The following is an 18,379-nucleotide window of genomic DNA, read 5'->3' as shown; positions in this document are numbered from 1 at the left end:
CACCATTTTAAATTGCAGCAAACTTGTAGGTAAAGATGTCGAGTTGGTCCCCAAGTAGTTGGCGAAATTTCCCGGTAAAACAACAGCCAGAGTATCCAGATATGGGTGCTCTCGCGAGCGTGGAAAGTCAGTTAAAGTCTTTTCCTCCATTAGTGTTTGCAGAAGAAATTAGACAGCTTCAATCTCACTTAGGACAGGTTTCCCAAGGGAAAGCATTTTTGCTGCAAGGCGGAGACTGTGCGGAATCGTTTTTAGATTTCACCGCACCTAAGATTCGAGATACGTTCAAAGTCATGCTGCAAATGGCTATCGTGCTCACTTTTAGTGGCTCTATGCCAGTAGTTAAAGTAGCTCGAATGGCAGGGCAATACGCGAAGCCTCGTTCGTCTGCTGAAGAGACGTTGAATGGTGAAACATTGCCTATTTACCGTGGTGACATAATTAACGGTGCTGAGTTCGACAGCGAGTTGCGGGTACCAGACCCACAGCGCATGGTTACGGCATATCACCACGCAGCGGCATGTTTGAATTTATTGCGAGCTTTTGCGCAAGGTGGTTTCGCAGACTTACACAAGGTTCATAAGTGGAATATGAGCTTTGTGGAAAGTAATCCACTAAAGGAAAGATACCTCGAGCTTGCGAACAAGATCGAAGACTCTTTGCGGTTTATGGAAGTGCTAGGCATAAACGCTAAAACGCATTCAGCCATCCATGAAACAGAGCTGTTTACTTCCCATGAGGCACTATTATTGCCTTATGAAGAGGCGTTGACTCGATTCGATAGCCTTACCGGACTTCCTTACGATTGCTCTGCTCATATGGTGTGGATTGGCGAAAGAACTCGTCAACTTGACCACGCTCATGTTGAGTTCTTCAAGGGAATTAATAACCCGATTGGCGTTAAGTTAGGGCCAACGTCAACAGCAGAAGACGCTATTCGTTTACTCGATGCGTTGAATCCAGAGAATATTCCGGGTCGTATGACCTTCATTACTCGCATGGGTGCCGACCAACTGGCGGACAATCTGCCTAAGCTCATTCGTGGTGTACAGGCAGAAGGTCGTCATGTGGTGTGGTCTAGTGACCCCATGCATGGCAACACCGTGAAAGCTGAGAATGGCTTAAAAACGCGTAATTTCAACGCCATTGTTCGTGAGCTGCAACAGTTTTTTGCTATTCACCAAGCGGAAGGGTCATATGCTGGTGGTATTCATCTAGAAATGACGGGTGAAGATGTCACTGAATGTACAGGCGGCGCTTACGATATTTCTGAGTCAGATTTAGAGCAACGGTATAAAACACAGTGCGATCCGCGTTTGAATGCAGATCAGGTATTGGAATTAGCATTCCAAGTTTCAGAGTCTTTGTCGGCGGCTAGAGCGGGCAAAGCGTAGGTTTAGGTGTTAATAGGAGTCACCTTTATGAGTCAATTAGTTGAAAATTTCTTTTCGTCCTTGTGGAACGACTATGTAAGTCGTACGCCTTCAGCGGCTAAAGTTCATGAAGTGCTAGGCAAGGGTGCTGAGCTCGTGAACGATCACGTAGCGTTTAGAACATTTAATTTAGAACCGGTTCGTTTAGAAACGTTGGCAAAGCATTTCGAAGATATGGGTTACTTCGCGAATGGCGATTACCATTTCGAGCAAAAGAAGTTGCGTGCGAAACATTACGAGCATGCAGATCCAAATCTGCCTAAGATTTTCATTAGTGAGCTTCTGGTTGAAGAGTTCTCTCCAGAGCTTCAAGCCATGGTTAAAGACATGGTTGCGCAAATTCCCGCAGATCAGGTCGGTAAACCTGAATTTATGTATTCTGGTACACACTGGAATATTGATTATAAAAACTACGAGCAGTTACTTGCGGAAAGTGAGTATGCGGCTTGGATGAGTGCATTTGGCTTTTGTGCGAACCATTTCACTGTATCTGTGAACGCTTTAAACGACTTTGACACGCTAGAGCATGTGAACCAGCAACTTAAAGACGCTGGTTTTACACTTAATACTTCAGGTGGCGAAATTAAAGGTTCTCCAGAAGTTTTATTAGAACAGTCTTCAACCATGGCAGATGAAGTTGACGTGAACTTCAACGGTGAAACAGTACGTATTCCGAGCTGTTTTTACGAGTTTGCTCGCCGTTATAAAAACAACGACGGTGATTACTACACAGGATTTGTAGCAGCGTCTGCTGATAAAATTTTTGAAAGCACCAATAAAAATAGATAACAAAAACGGGCTTAGTGCCCGTTTTTTTATGTCTAAATTTTACGGTTAGCGGTTAGTAACGATGACGTTCCAGTTTTGCGATAGTCATTATTTTCGCCGCTATTTCCTCAACTGAAGCATGGGTTGAGTTTAAAAACGGTATAGCTTCGCGACGGTAGAGTTGCTCAATGTGTTCAATTTCTTTCACACATTGCTCCATAGAAGCATATCTGCTGTTTGCTCTGCGGTTATCTCTTATTTGCTGCAGTCGCTCAGGGTCGATGGTTAAACCGAACAACTTGTGACGATGCATTTTTAAGTCATAAGGCAGCGACAGATCTGTCATGTCCTCTTCTGTAAGAGGGTAGTTAGCCGCTTTAATACCGTATTGAAGGGCCAAGTAGAGGCATGTTGGTGTTTTTCCGGTTCGAGAAGCACCAATTAAGATTATATCCGCTTCGTCGTAATTACGAGTGGTTACGCCGTCGTCGTTGGCAAGTGTGTAATTCACTGCCTCGATTCGGAAAATATAGTCTTGGTGTATACCGTGTGTTCGGTTAGTTCTTGGTTCGGGTGCAACATTAAGTTCTTTTTGTACCGGAGCCGTATAGTGGTCGAGAAAGTCGTAGGAAACGCCTTCGCTTTCAACAATAAGTTTCTTAATTCGACTGTCTATAAAAGTGTGGAAAATTAAAGGTCGTTCACCGTTTTCTTTGAACGCCTGATTAATTTCTTCAACGGTTTGTTGTGCTTTAGTTTCATCGTCAATGAAAGGCAAGGTTCTGTGTCTAAACTTGACAGGAAACAACGACAAAATGGCATGCCCAAAAGTTTCTGAGGTTAATGCTGTGCCGTCTGAAATATAGAATGCTGTGCGCATGAATGTCTCTTTTAGTGATGTTGATTCGCCGAAAATATTAACTTGTTAGGCTCGAATGTGTAAAATGATTGCATACTTTCAGCCTCCAATACTTTAGCTCTGAAAACAAGGAAATTATTGTGCAAGAATACGTGCTTTGGTACCAACACTTAGGAATGAATGACGTTAATCGCGTTGGCGGTAAAAACGCTTCACTCGGCGAAATGATCAGTAATTTAGCGGGTGCTGGTGTAACTGTTCCAGGTGGTTTCGCCACAACCTCAGACGCATTTAACGACTTTTTAGAGCAAAGTGGGCTGAACGCAAAAATTTATGCGCTACTCGACACATTAGACGTTGACGACGTAAAAGCGTTAGCGAATGCAGGTAAAGATATCCGTCAATGGATTATCGACACACCATTTCAGCCTGAATTAGAGCAAGCTATTAAAGAAGCTTATGAAACGCTTTGTGAAGGCAATGAAGAAGCTAGTTTCGCTGTACGTAGTTCAGCCACAGCAGAAGATATGCCAGACGCTTCTTTTGCAGGCCAACAAGAAACCTTTTTAAACGTACGCGGCATCGACTCCGTGATGGAAGCGATTAAACACGTGTTTGCTTCGTTATTTAATGACCGTGCTATTAGTTACCGTGTACACCAGGGCTACGACCACCGTGGTGTTGCATTATCAGCGGGTATTCAGCGCATGGTGCGCAGTGACTTGGCTGCTTCTGGTGTAATGTTCTCTATCGATACAGAGTCTGGATTCGACCAGGTGGTCTTTATTACCTCGTCTTATGGTCTGGGCGAAATGGTTGTTCAAGGGGCGGTGAACCCCGATGAGTTCTTTGTTCACAAACCCACACTTGCTGCAAACCGCCCATCGGTGATACGTCGTAACATGGGTAGTAAGAAAATTGAGATGATCTACTCAAACAGCACCGAGCATGGTAAGCAAGTTCAAGTTCAAGACGTAGATACGGGCAGACAACGCCGTTTCTCGATTACAGACGAAGAAATCCAAGAATTGGCGCGTCAAGCAGTCACGATCGAAAAACACTACGGTCGTCCAATGGATATCGAGTGGGCGAAAGACGGCCATGACGGCAAGTTGTATATTGTTCAAGCGCGTCCTGAAACGGTTCGCTCAAATGAGAAGGGCACTTCAATAGAACGTTTTGCGCTTAAAGAGAAATCTGATGTGCTAGCAACAGGTCGTGCGATTGGTCAGAGAATTGGTCGCGGTGTAGCTCGCGTATTAGACTCGATTGATGACATGGATCAAGTACAGCCTGGTGACGTTCTTGTAACGGACATGACCGACCCTGATTGGGAGCCGATCATGAAACGCGCGTCTGCAATTGTGACAAACCGCGGTGGCCGTACTTGTCACGCTGCTATTATTGCTCGTGAATTAGGCATTCCTGCCGTTGTTGGATGTACCGACGCTACAGACACAGTAGCAGATGGCACTCACGTTACTGTTTCATGTGCAGAAGGTGATACAGGCCTTATTTACCGTGGTTTATTGGACTTCGAAGTTTCTGAGTCTGAAGTGGGTAATATGCCTTCATTACCCCTTAAAATAATGCAAAACGTGGGTAACCCAGACCGTGCATTCGACTTCGCTACCTTACCTCATGAAGGCGTAGGCTTAGCTCGCTTAGAATTTATTATTAACCGTATGATTGGCATTCACCCCAAAGCACTTCTAGAGTTTGATCAACAATCAGAAGAAATGCGTGAAGCGATCAAAGAGCAAATCGTAGGTTACCCAGATCCGGTAGAGTTCTATATTCGTAGACTAGTTGAAGGTATTTCTACCATTGCAGCATCATTCGCACCAGAGCGGGTGATTGTTCGTATGTCTGACTTTAAGTCTAACGAATACGCGAATTTATTAGGTGGAAATCAGTACGAGCCAGACGAGGAAAACCCGATGCTAGGTTTCCGTGGTGCTTCTCGTTACCTTTCACCTGACTTTGAAGCATGCTTTGCTTTAGAGTGCGAAGCGATAAAGCGCGTACGTAATGAAATGGGTCTTACTAACGTTGAGATTATGATTCCTTTCGTGCGTACGTTAGAAGAAGGTCGTGGCGTTATTGAGGTACTGGCTCGCCATGGTTTACGTCAAGGAGAAAACGGATTACGTGTCATTATGATGTGTGAGCTGCCTTCAAATGCGTTACTTGCAGACAAGTTCCTTGATATTTTTGATGGTTTCTCTATCGGTTCGAACGACTTAACTCAACTTAGTTTAGGTTTAGACCGAGACTCGGGGCTTATTGCTCATTTGTTTGATGAGCGAGATGAAGCTGTTAAAGCATTGCTTTCAATGGCGATTAAGACAGCTAAAGCGCGCGGCAAGTACGTGGGTATTTGTGGTCAAGGTCCATCAGATCATCCAGACTTTGCACAATGGTTAGTTGAGCAAGGTATTGACTCTGTATCACTTAACCCAGATACCGTAGTCGACACTTGGTTGTATTTGAACAAGTCATTGAAAGACTAAAGTTAATTAAAAAGGGAAAGTTTTTGCTTTGTTACCCTTATTAAAGAACACTCAGCAGAACAATAGAGCACCGCAATCTGACATTGCGGTGTTTTCTTCTGCATTGAAAGCTGCGGGCTTCATCGGAGACGTAGATATTACCTATAGCGGCCGTCTCATTGCCGCTACGGACAACAGTATTTATCAACAGATACCTCAAGCTGTTATTTATCCCAAAAGCCAGAATGACGTTGCGTGTTTGTTACGTGTAGCAAATCGTGATGAATTCCAACATCTAAAGTTTGCGCCGCGAGGTGGAGGTACTGGCACCAATGGTCAGTCGTTAACACCCAACATTGTTATCGATTTAAGCCGACACTTAACTCGTGTTCTTGAACTTAACGAGAAAGAAGGGTGGGTAAAAGTTGAGTCAGGTATAGTTAAAGACGCTTTAAATGAATTCTTGGCACCTTACGGCTACTTCTTCGCACCTGATACTTCTACAAGTAATCGCTGTACGATTGGCGGAATGATTGCAACCGATGCTTCGGGGCAAGGCTCTATCGTTTATGGCAAGACCAGTGACCATGTCTTAGGGTTAAGAAGTTTCTTGGTGTCTGGAAATGAACTAAATACGCATCCAATTCCTCTCGAGGATGCGAAGAAATTAGCAGAAGACGACTCAGTAGAAGGGCTCATATACCGTCAAGCAATCGCTTCTTGCGTAGATATGAGAGAAGAAGTTGAGGCTAAGTTTCCTCCCTTAAATAGGTTTCTTACCGGCTACGACTTGAAACACACTTGGGATCCAGAAAGTGAAACGATCGACTTATCAAGAGTGATCGCGGGCGCTGAAGGAACCTTGTCTATTGTTACTGAAGCTAAACTAAATATTACGCCAATTCCTAAGCATAAGGTGTTGGTAAACATTCAATACTCAAACTTCGAGTCTGCTTTGCGGCACGCGCCGGAGCTCATGAAAGCAGAAGCAACCTCTGTTGAAACTATCGACTCCAATGTTCTTGAACTTGCACGCAACGACATTATTTGGAACGACGTTGCGGATCTGGTGGATTCAGACACACCAATGAACGGTATAAACATGGTGGAATATACCGCGTTAACTGCCGAAGAGATTGATCATAAATTAGATTGGCTTAAAGCCCATTTGTCGTCAGATAGTTCTGAAAAATTCAATGTATGCGGTTTTAAAGTGTGTAGCGATATAGCTTCCATACAGCGTGTTTATGCTATGCGTAAAAAGGCTGTGGGTTTGTTGGGGGCTATGCCTGGCAAGAAAAAGCCTATCGCCTTTGTTGAAGACACCGCTGTACCCCCTGAGAAGTTAGCGGATTACATATTAGAGTTTAGAGCCTTACTCGATGAAAAGCAGCTTCAGTACGGGATGTTCGGGCATGTTGACGCAGGTGTATTGCACGTAAGACCAGCGTTAGATATGACCGACACTGTACAGGAGAAGTTAGTTCGGGAAATAAGCGATAAAGTGATGGCGCTAACGGCTAAGTATGGCGGGTTAATGTGGGGTGAGCATGGTAAGGGCTACCGCTCCGAATACGGACCGGAATTCTTTGGCGAGAAGCTATTCTTAGAGTTACGAAAAATAAAATCATCTTTTGACCCCAATAATCGATTAAACCCCGGCAAGATTTGTACTCCGGTGGATAGCGACGCAAGCTTAGTGAGTGTTGACGGTCAGAAGCGGGGCGTATTTGACAAAGAAATCCCTGTTGAGGTTCGTGAATCGTATCAGGGTGCTATGGACTGTAACGGTAATGGTCTTTGTTTTAGTTTCGATGTGAATACTCCAATGTGTCCTTCGTATAGAGCTTATGGCAACCGTAAAGAGTCACCGAAAGGCCGGGCTACGCTGATTAAAGAGTGGTTAAGAGTAACCAGTTTAGAAGGATATAAAGCCGACGAGCTTCCGAAACAAAAAGCTTGGCCTATACGCGCAATAAATAGCGTTAACAAGCCCGATGATTTTAATACGGAAATAAAGGAAGCAATGGATAGCTGCCTCGCCTGCAAGGCCTGTTCTACTCAGTGTCCTGTAAAAGTAGATATTCCAACGCAAAGAACGAAGTTCTACAGGCACTATTACAGTCGTTATTTGCGTCCGATGAAAGACATTCTGGTGAAGAATTCTGAAAAGTTATTACCTCGTTTGTCGAAGTTTCCACGGTTAGCAAACGTATTGATGCACAACCCTATAAGTCATTGGGTGCAGCGACATTGGTTAGGCTACATAGATACACCACGATTTGCTTTTCCAACCGCACAGCAACTGCTTGCCACTAGCAAGACTATCTCATGGAATGAGCTTCAAAAGCGCTCGCAAGCTTCTGGCTTCGATGCAACCAAGTATGTTGCTGTTGTACCCGACGTGTTTACTTTGTGTTTTGAACCTGAAGTAATGAAGGCTCTTGTAGATACAGCGACTAAGCTGGGGAAAACACCCGTTTTTCTTCCATTTCAAGAAAACGGTAAAGGCCTGCACGTAAAAGGTTATGTTGAGGAGTTTTATCAAACTGCATTAACGCAAAGCCAATTACTAAATAGCGTAGCTAAGTTGAATGTTGAAATGGTGGGCTTAGACGCAGCAACTACTCTGTGTTACCGCGACGAATATACGGCTGAGTTAGGTAGCGAGCGCGGTGACTTTCAAGTGCAACTTATTCAGGAGTGGCTGGTTCAACAAGACCTTACTGTTTTTAGTTCAGTTTCAAAAGGTGAGGAAGCCTATACGTTGCTCACGCATTGTACCGAACAAACGAAAAGTCCAACGGCGAGTAAAACGTGGCAACAAATTTTTACCGGGGCAGGTATATCGCTCAACACCGCGAACAATGGTTGCTGTGGTATGGCGGGAAGCTATGGGCATGAGTCTGATCGGGTTGAAGCGAGTCGCCGAATATTTGATTTAAGCTGGAAACCTATTCTTGAACAAAATAATGGAAGGGTAGTGGCGACTGGGTTTTCTTGTCGTTGTCAGTCGAGTCGTTTTGGAGCGGCTTCAGTCAAACACCCACTTGTTCTATTCGCAGAGCATTTTAGTTCTTAAGCATTTAAATTTGTATTGTGCAGATACAAAAAAGCTCCGCATTGTGCGGAGCTTTTTTTATAGCGTTAGAAAACTTAACGATTCGCTTTTTCAGCAGCTTTAGCCGCTAAAATTTCACGAGCCATTTCGTCGGCAATCTCACCCGTTGGGCGATCTTCCTCTTTTGCACGCGCGAATATCTTGTCCAAAGTATTGTAGATATTTCTAACACGAGCTGCAGTTTCTTCAGTAGTGAAGCTTGCCGCTTCTGAACAAACGTGAATAACGCCACCAGCATTAATTACATAGTCTGGTGCGTAAAGGATGCCCATGTCTTTAACGATACGATCATGCTCTGGCGTTGCTAACTGGTTGTTAGCACTACCCGCAATTACCTTAGCTTTAATACGCTTGAGGGTTTCATCGTTAATGGTCGCACCAAGAGCACAAGGCGCGTAAATATCTGCGTCTACATCGTAGATTTCATCAATGCTAACCGCTTTTGCGCCAAGCTTGCTTACAGCTTTGTCTACGCTTTCTTGATTAACGTCACAAACAATAAGCTCTGCGCCGTCTTCCGCACAATGCTTAGCGAAGTCGTAGCCAACCGCTCCTAAGCCTTGAACGGCTATTTTAAGGCCTTTCAAGCTTTCATTACCAAAAGCGTGCTTTGCTGCAGCTTTTAGTCCTAGGTAACCACCAAGTGCTGTGTGCGGTGAAGGATCGCCTGCTTTTCCTTCAGTACCGGCTACATAACGGGTTTGTGTAGCAACAATCTCGATATCAGAAGTACGGATGTTTACGTCTTCTGCGGTGATATATTTACCACCAAGAGAGTCTACAAAGCGACCGTAAGCTTTAAATAAAGCATCGCTTTTTTGCGTTTTAGCATCACCGATAATAACGGCTTTACCACCGCCCAAAGGCAGGCCTGCTAATGCACTTTTATATGTCATACCGCGTGAAAGACGCAGTACGTCTGTTAATGCTTCACCTGAAGACGCATAGTTCCACATACGCGTACCACCAAGCGATGGACCCATAGTTGTGTCATGCACTGCAATGATAGCTTTTAGGCCAGTTTCTTTGTCGTTACAAAAAACCACTTCTTCGTGGTTGTCGAACTCTGTGTGCTCAAACAGGGACATGTAAATTACCCTTTTATAGTTGTCAAAAATCGTGGCGTAAACTACCACTTTTAAGGCGCGAAAGCTAGAAATTACAACTTATTTACCCCTGAAAAACGGTAACATTGTGTAAACCTTTAATACCGCCACAGGTCAAACCAGTCTTAGGCTGCAAGCGTATGAAGGGTTCCCGAGGGAAAACATTCTCTAATAGAATTCAACGTGGTAATATTGGGGCATATTAAAACAGTAAATAGCAGTAAAGAAGAAGCTCAAATGACTCAAGAATTAAAGCAACTCACCCAAGAAGAACACGATAACTGGGTAAGAGAACAGTTTCAAAATGCAAACGCTCATTTAGCGGAGCATGGCCTTATTAGCGACCGTGTACTCACACAAGAAAGTCGTTATTTAGCTCCTTTGGTCGCGTTGTGGAAGTTTACGCTTCAAGGTATGGATGAAACGGTGTGGGCAATCTCCGGTGACTTACCTCTTGACCATATTGACTGTGAAAGCGCAAAAACACCTCAGGACGCACTGCGTTACTTCAGTTATCGCTGGCAGATGAAAGCAGACAAGTTACTAGAGGGTGGGGCAGCAGCAAAAAATAATGAAGATTACGAGCATGCCCAAGAGTTAATCAAAGGCGCGGAAAACCTATTTCCACTGACCGAAATGGAAGAGTTATGGAAAGAAGAGGTTTAATCCTCTTCTTCTTCCAAATCATCTTCACAAACGATAAGGCCTTCGTTGTACATCCAAGTCAGGATTGAACTTAATTGTTCTGACGATTCTGCGAGGGCAAAAATCCATTGTGATTCCACGCCTTCTTCCTTCGAAATTCGTTCGAAGAAACTGTGCACTGCTAAATCCGCAGCAAAGCGAGAGCCTTGAATATAAATGTATTCAGGATCATTGTTTTGATCTTGAGGGTCTGTATAAAGCCAGCGCAAACCAGGAGCTGCAAGCCAGCGGGAATCATTGTTCAAAACGCTCAATAGTTGGTCTGACTGAATGCTTTGTTCAGGCCAAAATTGAAGGGGTGGGCGAGGGTTAGTCGACAATAACTTTGAAGCTACCTTTTGTATCAAAGTCTTGTCTTCCAATGCGCTCCGTAAAAGCTCTTGAATTTGATCGACTGCCTGTTGAGGCAATACGTCAGGCTTATTTTTTTGAGCGGCTAGTGACTCTTTTGTATCGGTGTAGCGCTGCTGTAACTGGTCAAACTCAAGCGCATAGTCGGCTAAAGCAGACAAAAACTCGCCTTGGCTGGGGGCACGAAAACCTATCGAGTAATTGAATGAGTCTGTTAAAGACACACCTTTATGAGGAAACCCCGCTGGAATATAAATAACGTCACCTGACTTTAGCACTTCATCTAAAATAGGCTCGAAGCCGGATATTTGCTTTAGGTCAGGGTGGGGCGTCTGCACTGCGTATTCGCCACGAGGCCCTACTGACCAGCGGCGCTCCCCTTTACCTTGAATAATAAATACATCGTACTGGTCGATATGCGCACCTACGCCACCTTCGGGTGTAGAGAAGCTAACCATCAGGTCATCTAAGCGCCATGAAGGCATCCAGCTAAAAGCATTGAGTATTTTTTGTGCTGGTGGGAAATGCTCGTTTACAGCTTGAACGAGTAAGCTCCAGTGGCTATCGCCGAGCGTGTCATAAGCTTCGAACGGACCGTGTATAAGGTTCCATTTACCGTGATCTGATTGCACGATACGAGAGTCTACTCCTGGCTCCAAAGCGAGCCCAGCTAACTCATCGGCACTTAGCGGATCAACAAAGTTTGGAAACATGCCGCGAAATACGGCAGGTTTCTTTTGCCAAATAGACGACTTAAACTCGTCCGAATCGAAGCTTTTGCTTAACACGTTATAGGTTCTCTAAATACTTGTTTACGTCTTTAGCTAAACGTATTGCGTCACCTATGTAATTCGCTGGACTCATCGCTTTTAAGTCTGCTTTTACCTGATCTGGAAGTTCAAGTGTATCGATAAAGTTAGCCATACCTTCAGCAGTTAAACGCTTACCGCGTGTTAAAGCTTTAAGCTTTTCGTAGGGCTTCTCAATGTGATAACGGCGCATTACGGTTTGCACTGGCTCTGCTAGCAGTTCCCAGTTTTGATCGAGTTCATTGCTTAAGTTAGTTGGGTTAATCTCAAGTTTGTTTAACCCCTTAATAGTTGCTTGCCAGCCAATCATGCTGTAGCCAATGCCAACTCCTAGGTTACGCAATACTGTTGAGTCTGTTAGATCACGTTGCCAACGGCTTACTGGTAATTTATTTGCTAAATGGTTAAACACCGCGTTCGCTAGCCCTAAGTTACCTTCAGAATTTTCAAAGTCGATAGGGTTTACTTTATGAGGCATCGTTGAAGAGCCAACTTCGCCTTCTACTGTTTTCTGTTTAAAGTGATTAAGTGCAATGTAACCCCAGATATCACGATCAAGGTCAATAATAATGGTGTTTGCACGTGCAACTGCGTCGAGCCATTCTGCGATATAGTCGTGTGGTTCGATTTGTGTTGTGTATGGGTTCCATTGAAGCCCCAGTGACGTTACGAATTCTTCTGAAACTTTATGCCAGTCAATATTAGGATATGCAGAAAGGTGAGCGTTGTAGTTACCCACAGCACCATTAATTTTCCCTAAAAATTCGATGTCTTTAATTTGTGACAGTTGACGGTCGAGTCGCATGGCAACGTTAGCAAACTCTTTACCGAATGTAGTCGGGGACGCTGGCTGCCCGTGAGTGCGCGCCATCATTGGGATTTCTGCAAACTCTTCAGCGAACGCCGCCAATTGCTTAAGTATGTCTGAAAGGAAAGGCACAACCACTTGCTCTCGGGCATTTTGTAGCATCAAAGCGTGTGAGAGGTTGTTGATGTCTTCTGATGTACAAGCAAAATGAATGAACTCACTTGCCGCGGCAAGTTCAGGAATATCTGCAACCTTTTCTTTAAGGAAGTATTCAACGGCTTTAACGTCGTGATTAGTCGTGCGTTCTATCTCTTTAACGCGCTCTGCGTCTTCTTCAGAAAAGTCGCGAATAATATTGTTTAAAAATTCGTTGGTTTCAGCTGAAAAAGCAGGAACTTCTGCAATTTCTTCGATTGAAGAAAGCTTCTGCAACCATTTTATCTCTACCACAACACGTTGGTGCGTTTGTCCGAATTCACTTGTAAGCGCTCGTAGGTCTTCGGTTTTACTACCATAGCGGCCGTCAATCGGACTGATAGCGGTTAAAGCTGAAAGTTGCATGTTAAAGCTCCAAAAGAAGTTAAAAGTCGAGTTAATCTGTACATTGTTGCAGCAATGAGTTTGCTGCCTTTAAAAGCTGTTGACGCTTAAATATTAAGTGTCTGCGTTTGCCACCAAGTTGGCGCCACAGCACACTGCTTCGCACGCCGCCAAGAAGTAATGCTCTAATATGATGCTGAACGCTCGTATTTCTTAAAATTGCTGGCGAACCCTGTATCTGAATCTTTGGACCCAAAGGACTGATAATGTCTGTATAAACACTCGCCAAAGATTCGTTTAATTTTGCTTGCTCGAACTGTAATTGATCGCGCTGTCTTTGAACTTGGGTTAGCCGTTTACCTAATTCGTTTTGTATAGCGCTCTTCTTGTTTAATAACCGTTCCAAGTGAAGCATGCGCACAACATATTGCGTTTGCTCTACGTCTTTAGGCCGACCGCCAGAAAGTTGATCTATTAAAACCTGTAAACCAACCTTTAAATTGTTCAAACCACCATAAATAGACTCTGCATTTGGGGCGTCGAGGACTAATGAACTATTCACTATGGTTAAACTGGCTTCTTCTGGAACTACCGAGCCGCGCCGAGCGAGTTGTTGCGTACATGCGGCTGCTTGGCAAATAGCGGCAAATGCTAAAACCTGCTTCTCAACATCGGTCACAGACTAACCTCAAAGTCAGTAATTCGTGACTCAATAATTCCGCCACCTAAACATACGTCATCTTGGTAAAACACGGCTGATTGCCCCGGGGTAACTGCAGCCACAGGTTCGTCGAACTCTACCTTAACAGTATTGTTATCTATCGGCGTTACCAAACAAGAAATATCCTGTTGGCGGTATCTAGTTTTAACTACACAGCGGAACGGAGCTGAAACATCTTCTCTGTTTACCCAGTGCAATTGCCCGGCAATTAAACCTGTAGAAAATAGCCTTGGGTGTTTTTTACCTTGCGCAATAATCAATTCGTTTTTGCTGACATTTTTGTCTACCACATACCAAGGTTCGTCGCTTGCATCGGCTAGGCCTCCGATAAGAAGACCTTTGCGTTGACCAATGGTGTGGTACATAAGGCCTTCGTGTTCGCCGAGAACATCACCGTCAACTGTCACAATTGGGCCTGGTTGGGCAGGTAAGTATTGCTGTAGAAAGTCCTTAAACTTTCGTTCGCCGATAAAACAAATACCCGTTGAATCTTTTTTGTCAGCAGTAACCAAGCCTTGCTCTTCGGCAATTTTGCGAACTTCCGGCTTTTCGAGTTCGCCAACAGGGAACAAGGTTTGCGCCACATGTTCATGGCTCAAAGTGTATAAGAAGTAACTTTGGTCTTTATTGTTGTCTAAACCGCGAAGGAGCTGGAATTTACCGTCTTGCTCTGTACGACGGCAGTAGTGCCCAGTTGCAATGTAGTCTGCACCGAGCACTTCGGCTGCGAACTCAAGAAACGCCTTAAACTTAATTTCTTTATTGCACATGATATCTGGGTTTGGAGTACGACCGGCACGGTACTCTTCAAGGAAGTGCTCGAATACACGGTCCCAATATTCTGCTGCAAAATTTACCGTGTGAAGCTCAATACCGAGTTTTTCACATACAGCTTCTGCGTCTTTTAGGTCATCAGCAGCAGCACAATACTCGTCTGTGTCGTCTTCTTCCCAGTTCTTCATGAATAGACCTTCAACTTGGTAACCTTGCTGCATGAGAAGCCAAGCGGAAACAGACGAATCAACACCGCCTGACATGCCTACGATTACGCGTTTTTTGTCTACTGCCATAATGCTCTAAAAATCCTATCGAGAACGGGTTTTGCTGCAATTTTGATGGTGGCGGATTATATCATTTCTTTAGCGCGCTTAGAAGCTTGGGCGGCAGTTCGTCCAAGCTTACGTACCGCCACTCACTAGGACCTAAATTATTGAGGTTAATTGAACCGATACTTGCCCTTATCAACCTTAATGTTGGAAAGCCGATATGCGCAGTCATTCTGCGTACTTGCCTGTTCTTACCTTCGTTAATGGTAAGTTCTAACCAAGTGTCCTGAATAGACTTCCGAATTCTTACTGGCGGATTGCGTGGCCAGAGGTTTTCAGGTTCGTCTATAACCTTTACAAGTGCTGGCTTAGTGCGCCCGTCTTTTAACTCTACGCCAATACGCAACTGAGCAAGCGCGTCAGGTGTGGGCTCGCCTTCAACCAGAACCCAATAGGTTTTAGGTAGCTTAAATTTGGGCTCAGCAATGCGAGCTTGCAGTGGACCATGATTGGTGAGCAGTAATAATCCTTCACTGTCTTTATCTAACCTGCCGGCAGGGTATACATTTGGTATATCGATGTACTCTGCTAAAGTCGTTAGGTGGGGTTCGCCGGTAAATTGGCTTAACACATTGAAGGGCTTATTGAATGCCAATAGAATAGGGGGCGCGTTGTTCTTTTGAACGTTAGGCTTTTTAGAGCGCCTGACTCGTGATGAATTTAGCGGAGCAGATCTATTTTGTGCCGACATAACAACGAGCCTTGCATAATATCTGGGGTGATTTCAGGATATTATAACAAAGTGCGGGATTAAACTTTAACAGGCAATGCAAAGCGCCTGTTTGCAAATGTAACTTCGGATAATGAGAAAATAAGAAAAAGCTATGATGAAACGTATAGGCGGTAGCCCAGAAAAAGCATTGAACAACGACTTCAAATTAGACACTAATGCTTTGTTGCAGCAAGCTTGGAATTTAACCAAGTCGACTATTTTACCTCTACTTGGAGCTTTATTGCTTATTTGGGCGATTAGTCAAGCCGGTGGATATTTGCTGCAGTCATTTTTCGACTTTCAAATGCCCGAAACACCAGAAGAGTTTGAAAGTATGGTGCTGCCGACGGGTTTCGTTTTATCCATGTTAGTGCTTTATTTCTTCCTATTGCTACCGATGCAAGCGGCAATGTATAAAATGGGTATTCGAAACGCAGCAGCCGTGGAAGCGGAATACCCTGAAACCTATAAAAATAAACCGCTAATGGTATTTAACTATTTGTCTAATCCATTTCGTTATGGGGGCGTGGAGTTACTTCGAGGGATCATTCCAGTGGTTGCGCTTGTTATTGGAATAATGATTCATCCTTTCGTTGGCTTTGCGCTGGCTGGGTTTGTCGCTATTTCACTTCAGTTATCTACGCCTTTGGTGGTTCAAGATGGCCTTAATCCTTTTAAAGCGATCGGGGTTTCTTTCCGAGTGATCGCTAAAAACTTTGTACCCTTTCTAGTTATAACTTTCGTAATGATCGTATTGGTATTCTTGAGTGCGTTGTTACTCTTTATTCCTTTATTATGGTTTGTTCCGATGTACTACAACTTAATCGGCTTGGTATACAAGGACGTGTTCGGCATTGAAGTGGAAATCAGCGATCAAGCCGATATAAATACTGTTGTCTAATGCGAGGTATTTTTATGGATTCTCGATTTAAATGGGGTGCTCTTTGCGTGTTAGGTATCGTTGCCTTCATCGCTGTATTCCAAATGAACAAAGAGCAGTCTTCTGAGATAGCTCCTGGCGAGCAAACTCAGAACGATGGGGCACCTCAAAGTCTTGAAGAGCAACCAGCGGAGACCATGGCAACATCACCTGCTGGGGTGCTGCCCGATGTTCGTCGCCCACCGGCAACAGCAACAACTGAGGTTCCGGAATTTGGCGAGATCTTTAATATCAGGGAGAGAAAAGAAGCCTTCTTTTCTTATTTGTTACCTGCAATTAGAGATGAAAACGAACGTATTCGTAGACAGCGACGCGCCTTATTAAGGCTGCAAGCAAAATACCATACAGCAGGTTTGTCTATGCAAGAACAGCGGTGGGTAAGCCAACTTGCGGAATATTACGACTTAGACACCGAAGTAAACGAAGAAACTTTGCCAGAAGTTTTAACAGTGTTGGAGCGGAGAGTTGACGTTATTCCAGAAACGTTAGTTTTAGTACAAGCTGCCAACGAGAGTGGGTGGGGGCGTTCTAGATTCGCTCAATCTGCACGAAACTTTTTTGGCCAATGGTGCTGGAGCCAAGGCTGCGGCATAGTACCAAGCCAGCGTCCGGACGGACAGGTTTATGAAGTAAGGTTATTCGACTCTATGGAAGCCTCTATACGAAGCTATATGCGAAATCTAAATACTCATTATGCGTATCAAGATTTGCGTGGAATTCGTGAGCAAATGAGAGCTGCTGAAGAGCCGATAACGGCAACACCACTTACAGAAGGGCTTACTAGCTATTCTGAAAGAGGCGAAGAATATGTTGAAGAGCTTCAACAAATGATTCGGGTGAACCAGCCTATTATCGAAAATGTTGGCGAAACCCTTTCCGCTGAAGGTTCGTAGTTTCCGCTGAAGGCTCTTCGTCCTCGCTGACGGCTTCTAATCCACCATTTTCACGGCGATGTTCACTATTGGTGTTACATCGCCGCTATTTACATCACCGTCAGTGTTTTCGGTATCTTCAAAGCGCCAAGGCAACGGTTCTTGATCGAATGCTGTGTCGCCGCTTTCGATTTGTTCACCGGTCTTCACGTCTTTAAAGTTATATAAATCTCGATCGGGAAGATGTGAGGGCACCACTTGGGTCATCGCCTTGAACATGCTCTCAATACGTCCGGGATACTGCTTATCCCACGTTTGTAGCATTTCTTTGATCACTTTGCGTTGCAGGTTTTCCTGAGAGCCACACAAGTTGCATGGAATAATAGGATAGTTCATTGCTCTGGCGTATCGCTCAATATCTTTCTCTTTAACATAGGCCAGCGGTCGAATAACGATGTGTTCGCCATTATCACTCACTAACTTCGGTGGCATCGATTTCATCGTGCCTCCGTAAAACATATTCAGCATAAGAGTTTCAATCATGTCATCACGATGGTGACCCAGCGCTATCTTTGTGCAGCCTAAACGTTTCGCTGTTTTATACAAAATACCACGGCGTAACCTAGAACAAAGAGAGCAGGTTGTTTTGCCCTCCGGAATCTTATCTTTAACTATGCTGTACGTGTCTTCTTCAACAATCTCGTAAGGTACGTTCAATTGTTGCAAGTATTCTGGTAACACGTGCTCAGGGAAGCCGGGTTGTTTTTGGTCAAGGTTCACCGCAATGATTTCAAAATGAATAGGTGCGACTTTCTGCAAATACTGCAAACATGACAACAAGGTGTAGCTGTCCTTACCGCCAGACAAACACACCATGATGCGGTCGCCGTCTTCAATCATATTGAAGTCGCCAATTGCTTGCCCAACCACACGGCGTATGCGTTTTTCTAACTTATTTACGTTAGAGCTTTGCTTCGACTTGAGTTCGCCTTCCGGCTGTTCGGGTAAGTTTACGCGCGCGTTGTTCATAAGCAGT

At 44.4% G+C, this 18,379-nt stretch carries 15 protein-coding genes; 7 read left to right on the top strand and 8 right to left on the bottom strand.

Features of this window, described 5'->3' with window-relative positions:
* The first annotated feature begins 35 nt into the window (after window positions 1-35).
* Window positions 36-1,394 (top strand): class II 3-deoxy-7-phosphoheptulonate synthase, encoded by a 1,359-nt coding sequence (locus DQX04_RS02420; RefSeq protein ID WP_111914202.1) that lies wholly within the window; start codon window positions 36-38, stop codon window positions 1,392-1,394.
* Window positions 1,395-1,421: 27 nt separating this feature from the next.
* Window positions 1,422-2,222, top strand: a complete 801-nt coding sequence (locus tag DQX04_RS02415; RefSeq protein ID WP_111914201.1) for a DUF1338 domain-containing protein — start codon at window positions 1,422-1,424, stop codon at window positions 2,220-2,222.
* Between the two features lie 52 nt (window positions 2,223-2,274).
* On the opposite strand, the gene DQX04_RS02410 is transcribed toward DQX04_RS02415, so the two are convergent.
* Entirely contained in the window at window positions 2,275-3,081 is an 807-nt protein-coding gene (locus tag DQX04_RS02410) for a pyruvate, water dikinase regulatory protein (protein WP_111914200.1), read from the bottom strand.
* A gap of 119 nt (window positions 3,082-3,200) precedes the next feature.
* Between DQX04_RS02410 and ppsA the strand changes: the two genes are divergently transcribed.
* Both ppsA and DQX04_RS02400 read left to right on the top strand, forming a co-directional pair.
* Window positions 3,201-5,573, top strand: a complete 2,373-nt coding sequence (gene ppsA / locus DQX04_RS02405) for a phosphoenolpyruvate synthase (RefSeq protein WP_111914199.1) — start codon at window positions 3,201-3,203, stop codon at window positions 5,571-5,573.
* A 28-nt stretch (window positions 5,574-5,601) separates the two neighbouring features.
* On the top strand, window positions 5,602-8,634 hold the full coding sequence (locus tag DQX04_RS02400; RefSeq protein WP_207916206.1) for an FAD-binding and (Fe-S)-binding domain-containing protein: 3,033 nt from the start codon (window positions 5,602-5,604) through the stop codon (window positions 8,632-8,634).
* 74 nt (window positions 8,635-8,708) lie between these two features.
* Here DQX04_RS02400 and DQX04_RS02395 read toward each other — a convergent pair whose 3' ends face one another.
* A complete protein-coding gene (locus DQX04_RS02395) occupies window positions 8,709-9,761 on the bottom strand; it encodes a Glu/Leu/Phe/Val dehydrogenase (RefSeq protein WP_111914198.1) in 1,053 nt (350 codons plus the stop codon).
* Between the two features lie 255 nt (window positions 9,762-10,016).
* Between DQX04_RS02395 and DQX04_RS02390 the strand changes: the two genes are divergently transcribed.
* Window positions 10,017-10,445, top strand: a complete 429-nt coding sequence (locus DQX04_RS02390; protein ID WP_126266328.1) for a DUF4826 family protein — start codon at window positions 10,017-10,019, stop codon at window positions 10,443-10,445.
* On the opposite strand, the gene DQX04_RS02385 is transcribed toward DQX04_RS02390, so the two are convergent.
* From DQX04_RS02385 to DQX04_RS02365, 5 genes are all read right to left on the bottom strand, one after another.
* Window positions 10,442-11,623, bottom strand: a complete 1,182-nt coding sequence (locus DQX04_RS02385; protein WP_111914196.1) for a cupin domain-containing protein — start codon at window positions 11,621-11,623, stop codon at window positions 10,442-10,444. The genes DQX04_RS02390 and DQX04_RS02385 overlap by 4 nt on opposite strands.
* Window position 11,624: 1 nt before the next feature.
* The gene (gene purB / locus DQX04_RS02380; RefSeq protein WP_111914195.1) at window positions 11,625-13,013 is read right to left on the bottom strand and encodes an adenylosuccinate lyase; all 1,389 of its coding nucleotides are present in this window, start codon (window positions 13,011-13,013) and stop codon (window positions 11,625-11,627) included.
* Window positions 13,014-13,044: 31 nt separating this feature from the next.
* Window positions 13,045-13,671, bottom strand: coding sequence for a high frequency lysogenization protein HflD (hflD, locus tag DQX04_RS02375; protein WP_111914194.1), 627 nt, complete (start codon window positions 13,669-13,671; stop codon window positions 13,045-13,047).
* Window positions 13,668-14,783 (bottom strand): tRNA 2-thiouridine(34) synthase MnmA, encoded by a 1,116-nt coding sequence (gene mnmA, locus DQX04_RS02370; protein ID WP_111914193.1) that lies wholly within the window; start codon window positions 14,781-14,783, stop codon window positions 13,668-13,670. Before mnmA ends, hflD begins: the two co-directional genes overlap by 4 nt.
* 61 nt (window positions 14,784-14,844) lie before the next feature.
* Window positions 14,845-15,510: a pseudouridine synthase gene (locus tag DQX04_RS02365; protein ID WP_111914192.1), complete on the bottom strand. Its 666-nt coding sequence runs from the start codon at window positions 15,508-15,510 to the stop codon at window positions 14,845-14,847.
* 133 nt (window positions 15,511-15,643) lie between these two features.
* On the opposite strand from DQX04_RS02365, the gene DQX04_RS02360 reads away from it, so the two are divergent.
* Both DQX04_RS02360 and DQX04_RS02355 read left to right on the top strand, forming a co-directional pair.
* Window positions 15,644-16,432 (top strand): hypothetical protein, encoded by a 789-nt coding sequence (locus tag DQX04_RS02360; protein ID WP_111914191.1) that lies wholly within the window; start codon window positions 15,644-15,646, stop codon window positions 16,430-16,432.
* 14 nt (window positions 16,433-16,446) lie between these two features.
* Window positions 16,447-17,364, top strand: a complete 918-nt coding sequence (locus DQX04_RS02355) for a glucosaminidase domain-containing protein (RefSeq protein WP_165831921.1) — start codon at window positions 16,447-16,449, stop codon at window positions 17,362-17,364.
* 36 nt (window positions 17,365-17,400) lie between these two features.
* On the opposite strand, the gene ttcA is transcribed toward DQX04_RS02355, so the two are convergent.
* Complete coding sequence (gene ttcA, locus DQX04_RS02350) at window positions 17,401-18,372, bottom strand: tRNA 2-thiocytidine(32) synthetase TtcA (protein WP_111914189.1); 972 nt, start codon at window positions 18,370-18,372, stop codon at window positions 17,401-17,403.
* Window positions 18,373-18,379: the final 7 nt, after the last annotated feature.

Source organism: Aliidiomarina sp. B3213, from assembly GCF_003290085.1.
Taxonomy (GTDB): domain Bacteria; phylum Pseudomonadota; class Gammaproteobacteria; order Enterobacterales; family Alteromonadaceae; genus Aliidiomarina.
Note: the sequence above shows the minus strand (reverse complement) of the source record. Positions and strands in the feature narration are given on the sequence as shown.

Bases quoted from the DNA above. Each gene is read 5' to 3' on its own strand.
- DQX04_RS02390 (WP_126266328.1), top strand. From the start codon at position 10,017: ATGACTCAAGAATTAAAGCAACTCACCCAAGAAGAACACGATAACTGG.
- DQX04_RS02415 (WP_111914201.1), top strand. From the start codon at position 1,422: ATGAGTCAATTAGTTGAAAATTTCTTTTCGTCCTTGTGGAACGACTAT.
- purB (WP_111914195.1), bottom strand. From the start codon at position 13,013: ATGCAACTTTCAGCTTTAACCGCTATCAGTCCGATTGACGGCCGCTAT.
- DQX04_RS02355 (WP_165831921.1), top strand. From the start codon at position 16,447: ATGGATTCTCGATTTAAATGGGGTGCTCTTTGCGTGTTAGGTATCGTT.
- DQX04_RS02365 (WP_111914192.1), bottom strand. From the start codon at position 15,510: ATGTCGGCACAAAATAGATCTGCTCCGCTAAATTCATCACGAGTCAGG.
- mnmA (WP_111914193.1), bottom strand. From the start codon at position 14,783: ATGGCAGTAGACAAAAAACGCGTAATCGTAGGCATGTCAGGCGGTGTT.
- DQX04_RS02420 (WP_111914202.1), top strand. From the start codon at position 36: ATGTCGAGTTGGTCCCCAAGTAGTTGGCGAAATTTCCCGGTAAAACAA.
- DQX04_RS02360 (WP_111914191.1), top strand. From the start codon at position 15,644: ATGATGAAACGTATAGGCGGTAGCCCAGAAAAAGCATTGAACAACGAC.
- DQX04_RS02410 (WP_111914200.1), bottom strand. From the start codon at position 3,081: ATGCGCACAGCATTCTATATTTCAGACGGCACAGCATTAACCTCAGAA.
- ttcA (WP_111914189.1), bottom strand. From the start codon at position 18,372: ATGAACAACGCGCGCGTAAACTTACCCGAACAGCCGGAAGGCGAACTC.
- DQX04_RS02395 (WP_111914198.1), bottom strand. From the start codon at position 9,761: ATGTCCCTGTTTGAGCACACAGAGTTCGACAACCACGAAGAAGTGGTT.